This is a genomic window from Pseudanabaena minima str. Chao 2107 (assembly GCF_051131155.1).
In the GTDB taxonomy this organism is placed as follows: domain Bacteria; phylum Cyanobacteriota; class Cyanobacteriia; order Pseudanabaenales; family Pseudanabaenaceae; genus Pseudanabaena; species Pseudanabaena minima.
In genome coordinates this window covers 4,433,033-4,445,216 of the sequence record NZ_CP159508.1, presented here as the reverse complement: position 1 = coordinate 4,445,216, position 12,184 = coordinate 4,433,033, and the positions used below count along the sequence as shown (strand labels likewise).

Genomic DNA, 12,184 nt, shown 5'->3' with positions numbered 1-12,184 from the left:
TATTATGCTGTAGGCAACTCTAAAATGACTGATTCTTAGGCACGGAGTTTTTCTGGATAATACTTCATATAGATGAGTTATCCAGAAAAATGCAAGCTAACCCGACATAGCAAAAGCTGAAAAAACTTCTAGCCCGATCGCACTACACAATCCGCATTAAACTCAAAACGAAGCCAAACATTCCTGCATTGCTTGCGCCATAGTTTTGCGATCGCTGTGATAGCGGCGACCATGCCCAGGTAAAACCCATTCAAACTGATAGGTTGCTAACCTTTCCATCGATCGCCCTAATTCATCCCATGAATACCAACAGGCATTCCGAAATGCGATTAAACGCTGGAGTCGCTCAGACCATGCAAGATGATCGCCCGAAAACAGAAACTTCTGTCCATATAGCAAAACCGTATGCCCCTTAGTATGTCCAGCCACAGGAATGATTAGTAGATCATCAGCGATCGCGATCGGCTCTGTTCCCGTTAGTTGCATCTCAACACTGCGCGTACTTGCCGTAATATCATCTTGATGCAAAATGCGATCGCAACCAAAATGGTCATGGAACTTCTGATGATCAGCAACATCATCACGATGGGTCAGATACAAATAACGAATCCCTCCCATCGCTTCTATCTGTTTTACTAGTGGAGCCGCAAAACGTGGCGAATCAACTAGAATATTGCCTTCAGGATGCTGAATTAGATAACTAGCCGCACCATAGGAAGACTCCGCATGGTAACCACAATGGAAAACATTTTGGTCAATGAGAATTGGGAAACTTTGCTGCGCCACCTGAATGTCAGTTGGCTTCTCGACCGTAGCAATAGAAGCAGTAGGACAGGATAGAACGGCTTGTAAAGCTTTGAGACGTTCGCTGGCATTAGTGGGTTGATGATAAACAGCAGACTGCTCAGCGACTTGATGGAATATTTCTGGAGCCATCCATCGACAGGTATCGCAATCAATGCAAGTACTATCAACATAAAAATCGCCACTGACATTATGAGGAAGTCGCCGTTCAATTTTTGCCATCACACTCCATGCTCCTAATACTTTTGCAAAACTTGTGCTGCCGTTAATTGAAGTTCGGGAAATATCGGCGAAGCGATCGCCTGCTCACCTTCATAAACTCTCTCTTCATAAAATCCTTCCACCCATTCTAATACCGTTACCTTTTGAGCGATCGCATCGACAATCCAATATTCAGCAATACCTCTCGCTGCATACTCTGTGCGCTTGTAGCGATAATCTCGACTAGCTTGATTGGGGCTGACCACCTCAACTACTAACAATGGCGGTGGCATATCTAGCAATATTAGCGATCTAGTTGCTCCTTGCATAGCGATCGCTAATTCTTCAGAATAAACCATCAAATCAGGGACTCGTACATTTACTTGTTGACTATGCACCGCTATTTCTGCCTTCATTCTGAGGCGATTCGCGGGAATACCTATTTGAGAAAAATAGATTAATAAGAATACGGCAATTATTTGATTGATGTCACTTTCTGAAGACACAGGAATTAGTTCTCCATTTTCTAACTCATATAAAGCATCAGTCCCGTCGTTATGTTCGAGGAAATCTGCAAATGTCATTTTTGGTGTAGTTGCAACAGTCATTGTTATGTCTCCAATGGTTTTGCTTAGATTAATTATCACCGATCACATCGATAGTTGTTGCCCTCAAAATGTTATGTTGATGAGCCTGACTATTTTTGGCTTTTAAATGCAAATAACCTTCCAGACTTCTCCTTCAAACATAGTGCTTTATGTTTGAGCATAATCATCAAGTTTATACAGCTCGTGAGATTGTTCAACACTATAGCCAGTTATGCCAACTACAACCTGCCGAACAAACCATTCTCGATCTCCTACGCGATGAATGGGCAAGTATGAAAATGCTAGATATTGGTGTGGGGGGAGGACGCACTACCCAACATTTCTCTGGAATTGTTCAAGAATATGTGGGGATTGATTATTCTCAAGAGATGATTACAGCTTGCCAGAAACATTTTCCACCGTTTTCTGCGTCATCTTCTCAGTCAAGAGTGTTTGCAGTGAGCGATGCTAGAGATATGAGTCAGTTTGCAGATAATTCTTTCGACTTTATTTTATTTAGTTTTAATGGACTTGATGCTCTTTCCCATTTAGATCGATTGCAGGTATTGCAAGAGGTCAGCCGAATTGGGAAGTCGGGAGGCTATTTCTTTTTCTCAAGCCATAGTTTACAAGGACTAGAAAGAGAATTTAACTGGCAAAAACAGATCAGATTCAATCTTCTAACAACCTATGTTAACTTGGTCATGTGGGGAATTCTGCGCTTCTTTAATCGTTCCATTTCCCTGCAACAGCTCAAATCTTCTAACTATGAAATCATTCGAGATGAATCGCATAACTTCCGATTAAAGCAGTATTACGTTAGACCACAGGAGCAACTCAATCAATTAAAAGCAGATTTTGGCAAGGTCACAATGTATTCTTGGAAAAGTGGCTTAGAACTCGCAACGCCGCAAGAGTTAAGCGATAACATTGATATGTGGCTTTACTATCTCTGTAAGATTAAATGAAACTTTTCCAATGAGCTTTGCTCACAAAGCTCATTGGAAACCTACTAGCTAGGCATAAGTTAAAACCAGAAGCTGACAGCTTCTGGTTTTAGGTTTTAATTATGGTGAGTTACTTAGTTTTATTTGCTTTCTTTAGCCTTTTTTACTTCAGCAGGAATAATAGTTGTAACATTGTAAATATTCTGTTTATTGTCTACTAGTTCCGTTAAATCACTGCTTAAGGCGATCGCTTCAGGTTTGCCGACATCCTCAAACATGGCACTACAATTCCAATTCGTCATCAATACCAAATCATCACTATCTAAACTCTTCAACAAGATCACTGACTGCGGGATCGGCTGATTTTGTAAAATGGAGGGAACCATCTCTTCCATACTAGTCAGAACCTGCGATCGCATTTCAGGATTTTTTGGAGCTAATTGAGTCAGTCGGACAACTGCTTCTTTACCACGAAGGGCTGGAGTCGCCCCTGCGATCGCGGTCTGAGCATTGACAACTTCAAATACGAGGGTTTGACTAGGTGGAGGTGGTGCGGCTAAGCCCTCTGAACTTTTAGAATTACTAGAGTCGGCGGCTAAGGGTGGGACATAAGCCTGATAGCTAGGTAGATCTTGCCATTGAGAGAGCGCAATTATTTGTTTGCCATCTTGACTTTGGAGCAGAGAAAATCCTTTAAAGCCCGTAGCTTTTTTCATGAGCTTATTGCTAATTTTCAAGGACTTCACAAGAGCCTTCTGGGTTGAATAGGAAGTGTCATAGATAGCTGCAACCTCAACTGGGTCATTCTCAGTATCAAAGACTAGAGAAGCCATGAACTTACCAGCTTGAACTGGACTGTCAAAGGTTAGAAGAATGGGACAGCCCAGTAGGCAAAAAATTAGTGAGGCTCTTAAAAATACTTTTAAATAAGCGATCGCCAGCTTAAGCATAAAATCTCTCAAAAACGCTCCTATTAGCAAGATAATATACCAAAACAGAAAATGGCGTAGCCATTTTCTGTTTTGGTATATTCCTATAAGAAAGGCGAGATGCAAAGCATCTCACCTTTCTTTATTTTTAACTGATGTTACGTGGATAGAATTCCTACAATCATCTAAGTCTAGGGCTGGCACGGGGGCACAGTCCCTACAAAAATCAAATTATTGGAGTAGGGGCAATCCCCCCGTGGTTGCCCTGTCGTGCTAGCAACAAGAGATTCATCATCTGAGTTCCACGTAACATCAGTTTTTAAGTGCAGGAGGCATGATTACCTTTGTAGCTAAACCTAAACTCCTTAACAATTGAATAGCCCACCAAGTGACATCAACTTCCCACCAGCGCCAGCCTGCTTTGGCGACATGGGGATAAGCATGATGGTTATTGTGCCAACCTTCGCCATAGGTAACTATCGCCGCCCACCAGAGATTCCGTGAATTATCATTAGTCTCGAACGTGCGATATCCCCACATATGCGTAACCGAGTTGATAAACCAAGTACTATGCCATAGTAAAACTGAGCGCACACACATTCCCCAAATGATATAAGACCAACCACCAAGGAGATATAACGCAACTCCTAGAGGAATTTGTAATAATAGATAATACTTATCTAGCCATAGATAGAAAGGGTCGCGAGCCATTTCAGGTGCATATTTGCGGTACAGCGTGGGATTAAAGAACTCTTCCTTAGGATAGAACAGCCACAACATATGACTCCACCAAAATCCTTTACGCGCCGAGTAAGGATCTTTCTCTACATCTTCAGTATGCGCGTGGTGTAAACGATGTCCTGCCACCCAAAAGATGGGACCTCCTTGAACTGCGGCGGCTCCGACTAGGGCGATCGCATATTCTAGCCATTTAGGGACTTGAAAGCTCCGATGACTAAGCAGACGATGATATCCCAAACAAATCCCAATGCTTCCTAAAAACCAATGCAATATTAGAGTCACTCCCAACGCTGACCATGAGAAGAACCAAGGAGCTAATAGAGCCAAAGAGTGGAACACCGCAAAAAATATGATTGCCGGCCAACTTAGTTTTAAAGGGTTAGAGTTATTGTCACTAGATGGATAGAGAATATCTGAGAATAGTCTGGTCATAGTTTACAACTAATATTTTTAATACATGACTTTTGATTTTGCCTAGGTAAAAATCAAAACCACTTATGGAGATAATGGAGATTATTTATTGCTTGATTTCTGAAGACATTTCAGTACGTCCTTGCCAAGCACTACAAGATTGTTGGAAACCATGACGCGGATCGTCTGCATCAGCACAAGACTCCCGTGAGTTCGGACAATCTTGGCATTCGATATGTTGTTTACAGTGATCAATCAGTGGCAAAAGTTCGTCATGCAGTATTTGCAGTTGTTGGATTGTCTCTTCGATCATTCTGGCTTTTTTAAGTAGAGAGTCATGTACAGCCTGACAAGCTGGGAACTTTCCGTCTTTAGCCGCCAAAATTTCTCTGATGTCATCTAGACTCAATCCCATCGCCTTAGTTTGGCTAATAAAAGCTAAGCGATCTACATCTTCTTGACTAAACAAGCGATATCCTGCCTCAGTTCTATGAGGAGAAGGAATCAAGCCAATTCGTTCATAGAAATAAAGCGTCTGAGGATTTAGCCCTAATTTACGGGCGACTTCACCAACTTGCAGCATTGACATCTTTGCTTTTTACATCCAACGGTTACAAGCTTAGACCTTATACTATGGTATAAGGTCAAGCGATTTATATAAATCTCTGTATTGTAAAGTTTTTCTAGGAAAACTTTACAAATTATCCCAAGGAAAAATAAGAGTCTGACGATATTTTGCTTATAGTAATTTCATTGTTGATGAAGTTTTCTAAATGATAATCTAGACAAAGAGAAGATAACTTAGAACGTAGATGCTAAGATCCCCGACTTTTTCTTGCTTAGCAAAGATTATTTTTGTTTGTCACACAAAAAGTCGGGGATCTGGATTTTAGAAACTATAGTCAATTTTTTTTGATTGATCGAAATAAATTTTTTTGCTGCTAATCAAGTTTTGATAAACTGCATCTATTACAGGAGTAACTTCTTTTAAACCTAACTGTGCCTTAATGTAATTTTTTAATGTAGATTCAGATTTAGGTCTACCTTTCTTATCAATTGATGCAAGTTTTTGGACAATTATTGTACAGGTATCTTCTGGGGAAGTTTTTTCGTTCCATAGCAAACTTGTAATTAAGGCTATTTCTTCTTTACGACTACAAAGTATCTTTTGATTTTTTAAATAGATAACTAATGGATCAAAGCCTGTGTCTTTAGAAATAATGTGAAAACAAGCATCTGGATCTTTTTGAACTAATCTACCTAGAACAAAGGTAATGTGAAAATCAAGAGCATTTTTTCCACTTCCATTAATTTGAATCCATTCAACTTGATTACCTAATTCTTGAGATTTTAAAACTAAATCAATAGGAACTTTTGTTTGATTTGTGCCAATAAATATTTTAATAAAGAAAGTTTTCTCTTTGAGACAAGTTAGATCTATATTTTGGACATTTTCATAGTCTACAAGGATGTAATTATTTTTCATTGAAAATTAGATAGAAGAATAATTGTGACTTTAAAGTGAATATTAGCTTAACAGATAAAGGATCACTATTGCGTTGATAAAACGACGCAAAGTGCTGTTTCATCACCATGAATCGTAAATTAAGTTGAATTATCGGTATATTTAGCGATCGCAAGGATTAAGATCTTAATACATACAGATATAGCAAGTTTGAGCTTACCGATGGCGAGTTTGAGCTTGATGTAGCTGCTCAGGAATGGAGAAAAGATCATGGCGATCGCATCAATAAATCCTGTAACGGGAGAATTGTTAAAGACCTTTGAGCCTTTGACAGATCAGCAACTCGAACATAAGCTAGCACTCGCCGATCACACCTTTGCCACCTACAAACACACGAGTTTTCGCGATCGCGCCCAATGGATGCACCAAGCCGCCGACATTCTGGAAGCGAAGAAAACTGAACTGGGGATCATCATGACCCTTGAAATGGGGAAAACGCTCAAAAGTGCGATCGTCGAAATCGAAAAATGCGCTAATCTCTGTCGCTTTTATGCCGAACATGCACCCCAGTTTTTAGCGGATACTCCTGCCCAAACCGATGCTAGCCGCACAATCATTCGCTATCAACCTTTGGGAATCATTTTGGCAGTAATGCCTTGGAACTTCCCATTTTGGCAAGTGTTTCGCTTTGCTGTGCCTGCACTGATGGCAGGAAATGTGGGATTACTAAAACACGCCTCGAATGTACCGCAATGTGCCTTAGCGATCGCGGAAGTCTTCCATGCCGCAGGTATACCTGAAGGTGCATTTCAATCCCTGTTAATTGGGGCGGATCGCGTAGCGGGACTAGTTGCCGATGCGAGGGTAAAGGCGGCGACATTGACGGGAAGCGAACCTGCGGGACAAAGCCTTGCCGCGATCGCAGGGCATCATCTTAAAAAAGTAGTTTTGGAACTTGGGGGCAGTGATCCGTTTATTGTGCTTAAAAGTGCGGATTTAGATTTAGCAGTGAATACCGCAGTGACAGCACGAGTGATGAACAATGGACAAACCTGTATTGCAGCGAAGCGATTTATTATCGAAGAGGCGATCGCTGATCAGTTTATTGCTAAATTTGTCGAGAAATTCAAAGCTTTGAAAGTGGGCGATCCGATGCAGCCTGAAACTGACGTGGGGCCGCTTGCTACGCCTCAAATTTTAAATGAGCTAGATTTGCAGGTGAAAGCCAGTGCGGATCTAGGCGCAAAGGTCTTAGTTGGGGGTTATCGCGTGAAAGAGAAAGGTAATTTCTACGCGCCGACAATTTTGGCGGATATTCCTTTGGGTGCGCCGCCCTATCAAGAAGAATTTTTTGGTCCCGTTGCTTCCGTGTTTCGGGTGAAGAATTTCACTGAAGCGATCGCCCTAGCAAATAGTACTAATTTTGGACTGGGGGCAAGCTTTTGGAGTAACGATCAACAGGAAATCGAATTAGCGATCGAACAAATCGAGGCGGGTGCAGTCTTTGTAAATGGGATGGTCAAATCCGATCCGCGTGTTCCTTTTGGGGGAATCAAGCGATCGGGCTTTGGTCGTGAGTTAGGTGTCGAAGGTATTCGCGAATTCGTGAATATTAAAACTATTTGGATAAAGTAAACCCATATTAGTATGCGCGTGCTTACTAATATTTTATGAAATACAATTATGAAAACCGCAGAATTATTAGTCAAATGTTTAGAGAATGAAGGAGTAGAGTATATTTTCGGTCTTCCGGGGGAAGAGAATATGGCAGTTCTCAATGCCCTTGAGAATTCATCGATTAAATTCATTACTACTCGCCATGAGCAGGGAGCCGCTTTCATGGCAGATGTCTATGGCAGACTGACAGGTAAACCAGGGGTATGCCTATCAACGCTAGGTCCTGGAGCCACAAATTTGATGACGGGGGTTGCCGATGCCAACTTAGACTGTGCGCCCTTAATTGCCATTACGGGGCAGGTGGGAACTGATCGGATGCATACCAATTCCCATCAATACCTCGATCTAGTTGCCATGTTCGAGCCTGTAACCAAGTGGAATGCCCAAATCGTGCGTCCTAGTATCATCCCTGAAATTGTGCGGAAAGCCTTTAAACTGGCTGAATCTGAAAAGCCGGGGGCAGTGCATATTGACTTACCTGAAAATATTGCCGATATGGAAGTCACAGGGCAACCCTTATTGATTAAAGGCGATCGCAATTCAATGTATGCATCCTATCGCAGCTTGTCGGAAGCCGCTCTACTGATCGCACAAGCCAAAAATCCTTTGATTCTGGTCGGCAATGGTGCAATTCGTTCCCAAGCTAGTCAAGCTTTGACCGATTTTGCGACCCGCTTAAATATTCCTGTGGCAAATACCTTTATGGGTAAGGGTGTCATTCCTTACCGTCATCCTCTAGCACTTTGGTCAATTGGTCTACAGCAGAGGGATGTGATTAATTGCGCTTTTGATGAAACGGATTTAGTAATTGCCGTTGGCTATGACTTAATCGAATATTCACCGAAGAAATGGAACCCTAAAGGGACTATTCCGATTATTCACATTGCAGAGTTAACGGCGGAAGTTGATAGCAGCTATATGCCACAGGTGGAAATTGTGGGTGATATTTCTGATTCATTAATGGAGATTATGCACCGTTGCGATCGCACGGGAATGACTGATCCTCACGCGATCGCCTTACGTCCACAAATTCTCGCGACCTATGAGCAATATGCCCATGATGAGGGGTTTCCGATTAAGCCGCAAAAAATTATCTACGATCTGCGTCAAGTCATGGCTGCTGAGGATATCGTGATTTCCGATGTAGGAGCGCATAAAATGTGGATGGCAAGACATTACCATTGCGATCGCCCTAATACTTGTATTATTTCCAATGGTTTTGCGGCAATGGGGATTGCAATTCCAGGGGCGATCGCTGCAAAACTGGTCAATCCAGATCGCAAGATTGTCGCCGTAACAGGTGACGGTGGCTTTATGATGAATATGCAAGAATTAGAAACCGCAACTCGCATCGGTACGCCCTTTGTCACGATCATTTTTAATGATGGTGGCTATGGACTGATCGAATGGAAGCAACAAATCCATTATGGTCGCTCAGCCTTTATCAAATTTGGTAATCCTGACTTTGTGAAACTTGCCGAGAGTATGGGTCTGATCGGCTATCGCGTCACTTCAGCAATGGATTTAATACCGACACTTAAGGAAGCTCTCGCCCAAAATGTACCTGCCGTTATCGATTGCCCCGTTGACTACCGCGAAAATATGCTCTTTTCTCGCAAAGTTGGTGAGTTATCTTGTCCGATGTAAGGACTTCTCCGTAAGATTTTTGATGGTGCGGCAAAGCTGCACCATCAAAAATCGGTTCCTTATTAAATTGCCCAACCCTCGAAATTATGGATAATTCAAATAAAAACTACAGCTTCGACTTCGCTCAGCTAACTACCGAGGGCTGAGCGAAGTCGAAGCCCGTCTACAAGTTATTTAAAACAAATATATGCAAGCGATCGCGGTCTTAGACAAAGTCTCGTATATCTATCCCAATTCCAAAGAGACAGTCCTAAAAGATATCTCGTTAACCATCAACAAAGGAGAATTTTTAGGCATTATTGGGGCGACAGGAGCAGGAAAAACTACTCTATGTCTTGCCCTCACTGGCATCGTTCCCCAGTTTTATGGTGGACGTTTTTTTGGCACAATTGAGATCGCAGGATTAGATAGCCTCGAACATCCCGTCAGTGAGCTAGCGCGTCATGTAGGCATAGTTTTTGAAGATCCTGAAATCCAGATTACCGCTACATCCGTCGAAAACGAAATCGCCTTTGCCCTCGAAAATCTCTGTGTCCCCCGTGAAGAAATTCTGCGACGGATTCCCATTGTTTTAAAATCAGTCCGTCTGGAAGGCTTTGAGAAGAAGAATCCGCAAGAGCTTTCGGGTGGGCAAAAACAACGCTTAGCGATCGCTGCCGCCTTAGCACTACAGCCCGATTTATTAATTCTCGACGAACCCACTTCACAACTCGATCCCATTGGTTCCCAAGAAGTCTTTGCTACCGTTAAGGAATTAAAAGAAGAACTCGGCGTAGCGATCGTCATGGTTTCCCATGCTGCGGAAGAAATGGCAGAATTTTGCGATCGCCTTGCCTTGCTTTCAAAGGGGAAATTGCTAGCCGTCGGCACTCCCGATGAAATCTATGCACAGATTGATTTACTAGAACAAAACAAGCTCCGTCCGCCCGAAGTTGCTCAAGCTTTTAGCCAAATTCAGCACAAGGGAGTTAATATTCCACAGATTCCCGTTACTTTAGATGCGGGAATAGTTGCTTTAAATGAACTGCGATCGAAAACTCTCCCCAATGATCCGCCCCTATTTACAACACCGACTCGCAGTAGCAGACCACCTGTTCTCTCAGTCCAAAACCTCAAACATACCTATGACGATGGTACGGAAGCACTCAAAAATATCTCTCTAGATATCCATGAGGGTGAATACGTGTTGATCGTCGGGCAGAATGGCGCGGGTAAAAGTACAATGGTTAAGCATTTTCTCAATTTACTGAAACCCACATCAGGCAAAGTATTAGTAGGCGATCGCGATACCAGAGATCTATCCGTCAGCGATCTTGCCCAATCCATTGGCTATCTTGCCCAAAATCCCGACAATCAAATTTTTAATACTTCCGTTGAGAAAGAAGTCTCTTTTGCGTTGCCTTTTCTTGGTTACGCGCCCGATATCGTCAAGAAAGAAACTGAGCGCAGTCTTAAAGCCATGCAACTATGGGAACAGCGTCATGCCCATCCCTTATCTTTACCCAAGGGAGAACGTGCACGCATTGTGATTGCGGCTCTATTAGCAATGAATCCTGAAATTATCATTTTTGATGAACCAACGACAGGACAAGACTATCAGGGTGCTTCTTCAATTTTAGAAGTCAGTCGGCAACTGCATCAAATGGGAAAAACCGTGATTGTAATTACCCATCATTTATACCTGATGCCCGACTATGCCGATCGCGCGATCATGATGGGAAAAGGAACAATCTTGCTAGATGCGCCACTACGCCAAGCCTATCATCAAACTGATTTGCTAGAGTCCACCTATCTCACGCCACCGCAATCAGTGATGTTATCGCAAAAGCTTAGTACTTTATGCGATCGCGACTATTCTCTAATTACCCCCACAGAATTTGCCAATTGTTTTACTCCGTCGCCAGTTTAGAATATGAAACTCCAAACCGTTAAGTACGACTCTCTATTTACCCGCTTAGACTTTCGCTCTAAGTTGGTGGCGATGCTCTCAGTTACCATTCTTGCCTTTTTATGGGAAAGCCCGATCGCAGGTGGACTTTTGATGCTGAGTGTAGTTTCTTTCTGCTTTTTAGCTGGAGTCAGACTCAACTATTTAGGAAATATTTTAAAAGTGATGATTCCTTTTTATATATTTTTGATTTTGAGTATGGGATTTTTTAATGTGGAACAAGTTAAATTACTGACACACAGAACGGAACTAACCACCTTGTTGAGCTTGCCACAAACATGGTGGTTAGTTGGAAATGCAAAAATGAGTTTAGAAGGAACGCTTTACGGATTAAATATTGTCTTTAAAACGCTAACGATGATTTTGGTAATTCCATTGGCAATTTTTACGACAGATGTTAATCAGATGACAGTTGGTATGGTACGTGCCAAAATCCCTTACAAAGTGGTGTTTATCTTTTCGTCAACCTTGCGATTCGTGCCTCTTTTATTGGAGGAAGTGCAATCAATCATTGAGTCGCAACGTTTACGAGGGTTAAATTTTGAGAAAATGGGATGGCTCAAAAAAGCACAGATCTATGCCAAAGTTGCCGTCCCTTTGATTTTAAATTCTCTTTCAAAGTCACAAAAGCTAGAAATTGTCTTGCAATCAAAAGCTTTTTCAGGTAGTTCTAATCGTACCTATCTGCATGAGTCAGCTTTAAAAACTCCTGATTACCTGTTGATGACTGTTTCTATTTTGTTATTTGTAGCAGCGATCGCTTTATATTTTAGCTTCGGTATTGGCAAATTTGCATGGTTGCTTTACACCTAAAAATGTTGCCAAGC

At 42.1% G+C, this 12,184-nt stretch carries 12 protein-coding genes; 5 read left to right on the top strand and 7 right to left on the bottom strand.

Annotated features, from left to right (window positions below; all coding sequences use genetic code 11):
- Positions 1–162: 162 nt before the first annotated feature.
- Both ABM313_RS20175 and ABM313_RS20170 read right to left on the bottom strand, forming a co-directional pair.
- The gene (locus ABM313_RS20175; RefSeq protein ID WP_434684948.1) at positions 163–1,026 is read right to left on the bottom strand and encodes an MBL fold metallo-hydrolase; all 864 of its coding nucleotides are present in this window, start codon (positions 1,024–1,026) and stop codon (positions 163–165) included.
- 14 nt (positions 1,027–1,040) lie between these two features.
- Positions 1,041–1,613 carry a Uma2 family endonuclease gene (locus tag ABM313_RS20170; protein ID WP_434684947.1) on the bottom strand — a complete coding sequence of 191 codons (573 nt, stop codon included), beginning with the start codon at positions 1,611–1,613 and terminating at the stop codon, positions 1,041–1,043.
- Between the two features lie 149 nt (positions 1,614–1,762).
- On the opposite strand from ABM313_RS20170, the gene ABM313_RS20165 reads away from it, so the two are divergent.
- Positions 1,763–2,560 carry a class I SAM-dependent methyltransferase gene (locus ABM313_RS20165; protein ID WP_434684946.1) on the top strand — a complete coding sequence of 266 codons (798 nt, stop codon included), beginning with the start codon at positions 1,763–1,765 and terminating at the stop codon, positions 2,558–2,560.
- Between the two features lie 119 nt (positions 2,561–2,679).
- On the opposite strand, the gene ABM313_RS20160 is transcribed toward ABM313_RS20165, so the two are convergent.
- From ABM313_RS20160 to ABM313_RS20140, 5 genes are all read right to left on the bottom strand, one after another.
- Complete coding sequence (locus ABM313_RS20160; protein WP_434684945.1) at positions 2,680–3,501, bottom strand: hypothetical protein; 822 nt, start codon at positions 3,499–3,501, stop codon at positions 2,680–2,682.
- Positions 3,502–3,780: 279 nt separating this feature from the next.
- Positions 3,781–4,641 (bottom strand): acyl-CoA desaturase, encoded by an 861-nt coding sequence (locus ABM313_RS20155; RefSeq protein ID WP_434684944.1) that lies wholly within the window; start codon positions 4,639–4,641, stop codon positions 3,781–3,783.
- Between the two features lie 85 nt (positions 4,642–4,726).
- Entirely contained in the window at positions 4,727–5,209 is a 483-nt protein-coding gene (locus ABM313_RS20150; protein WP_434684943.1) for a heavy metal-responsive transcriptional regulator, read from the bottom strand.
- Between the two features lie 300 nt (positions 5,210–5,509).
- On the bottom strand, positions 5,510–6,106 hold the full coding sequence (locus ABM313_RS20145) for a PIN domain-containing protein (RefSeq protein ID WP_434684941.1): 597 nt from the start codon (positions 6,104–6,106) through the stop codon (positions 5,510–5,512).
- Positions 6,107–6,225: 119 nt separating this feature from the next.
- On the bottom strand, positions 6,226–6,357 hold the full coding sequence (locus ABM313_RS20140; protein ID WP_434684940.1) for a hypothetical protein: 132 nt from the start codon (positions 6,355–6,357) through the stop codon (positions 6,226–6,228).
- On the opposite strand from ABM313_RS20140, the gene ABM313_RS20135 reads away from it, so the two are divergent.
- From ABM313_RS20135 to ABM313_RS20120, 4 genes are all read left to right on the top strand, one after another.
- Positions 6,356–7,720 carry an NAD-dependent succinate-semialdehyde dehydrogenase gene (locus tag ABM313_RS20135; RefSeq protein ID WP_434684939.1) on the top strand — a complete coding sequence of 455 codons (1,365 nt, stop codon included), beginning with the start codon at positions 6,356–6,358 and terminating at the stop codon, positions 7,718–7,720. The genes ABM313_RS20140 and ABM313_RS20135 overlap by 2 nt on opposite strands.
- A 48-nt stretch (positions 7,721–7,768) precedes the next feature.
- The gene (locus tag ABM313_RS20130; RefSeq protein ID WP_434684938.1) at positions 7,769–9,409 is read left to right on the top strand and encodes an acetolactate synthase large subunit; all 1,641 of its coding nucleotides are present in this window, start codon (positions 7,769–7,771) and stop codon (positions 9,407–9,409) included.
- 187 nt (positions 9,410–9,596) lie between these two features.
- The gene (locus ABM313_RS20125) at positions 9,597–11,318 is read left to right on the top strand and encodes an ABC transporter ATP-binding protein (RefSeq protein ID WP_434684936.1); all 1,722 of its coding nucleotides are present in this window, start codon (positions 9,597–9,599) and stop codon (positions 11,316–11,318) included.
- 3 nt (positions 11,319–11,321) lie between these two features.
- Positions 11,322–12,170 carry an energy-coupling factor transporter transmembrane component T family protein gene (locus ABM313_RS20120; protein ID WP_434684935.1) on the top strand — a complete coding sequence of 283 codons (849 nt, stop codon included), beginning with the start codon at positions 11,322–11,324 and terminating at the stop codon, positions 12,168–12,170.
- Positions 12,171–12,184 lie beyond the last annotated feature (14 nt).

Bases quoted from the DNA above. Each gene is read 5' to 3' on its own strand.
- ABM313_RS20175 (WP_434684948.1), bottom strand. From the start codon at position 1,026: ATGGCAAAAATTGAACGGCGACTTCCTCATAATGTCAGTGGCGATTTT.
- ABM313_RS20170 (WP_434684947.1), bottom strand. From the start codon at position 1,613: ATGACTGTTGCAACTACACCAAAAATGACATTTGCAGATTTCCTCGAA.
- ABM313_RS20165 (WP_434684946.1), top strand. From the start codon at position 1,763: ATGTTTGAGCATAATCATCAAGTTTATACAGCTCGTGAGATTGTTCAA.
- ABM313_RS20155 (WP_434684944.1), bottom strand. From the start codon at position 4,641: ATGACCAGACTATTCTCAGATATTCTCTATCCATCTAGTGACAATAAC.
- ABM313_RS20150 (WP_434684943.1), bottom strand. From the start codon at position 5,209: ATGTCAATGCTGCAAGTTGGTGAAGTCGCCCGTAAATTAGGGCTAAAT.
- ABM313_RS20145 (WP_434684941.1), bottom strand. From the start codon at position 6,106: ATGAAAAATAATTACATCCTTGTAGACTATGAAAATGTCCAAAATATA.
- ABM313_RS20135 (WP_434684939.1), top strand. From the start codon at position 6,356: ATGGCGATCGCATCAATAAATCCTGTAACGGGAGAATTGTTAAAGACC.
- ABM313_RS20140 (WP_434684940.1), bottom strand. From the start codon at position 6,357: ATGATCTTTTCTCCATTCCTGAGCAGCTACATCAAGCTCAAACTCGCC.
- ABM313_RS20130 (WP_434684938.1), top strand. From the start codon at position 7,769: ATGAAAACCGCAGAATTATTAGTCAAATGTTTAGAGAATGAAGGAGTA.
- ABM313_RS20125 (WP_434684936.1), top strand. From the start codon at position 9,597: ATGCAAGCGATCGCGGTCTTAGACAAAGTCTCGTATATCTATCCCAAT.
- ABM313_RS20120 (WP_434684935.1), top strand. From the start codon at position 11,322: ATGAAACTCCAAACCGTTAAGTACGACTCTCTATTTACCCGCTTAGAC.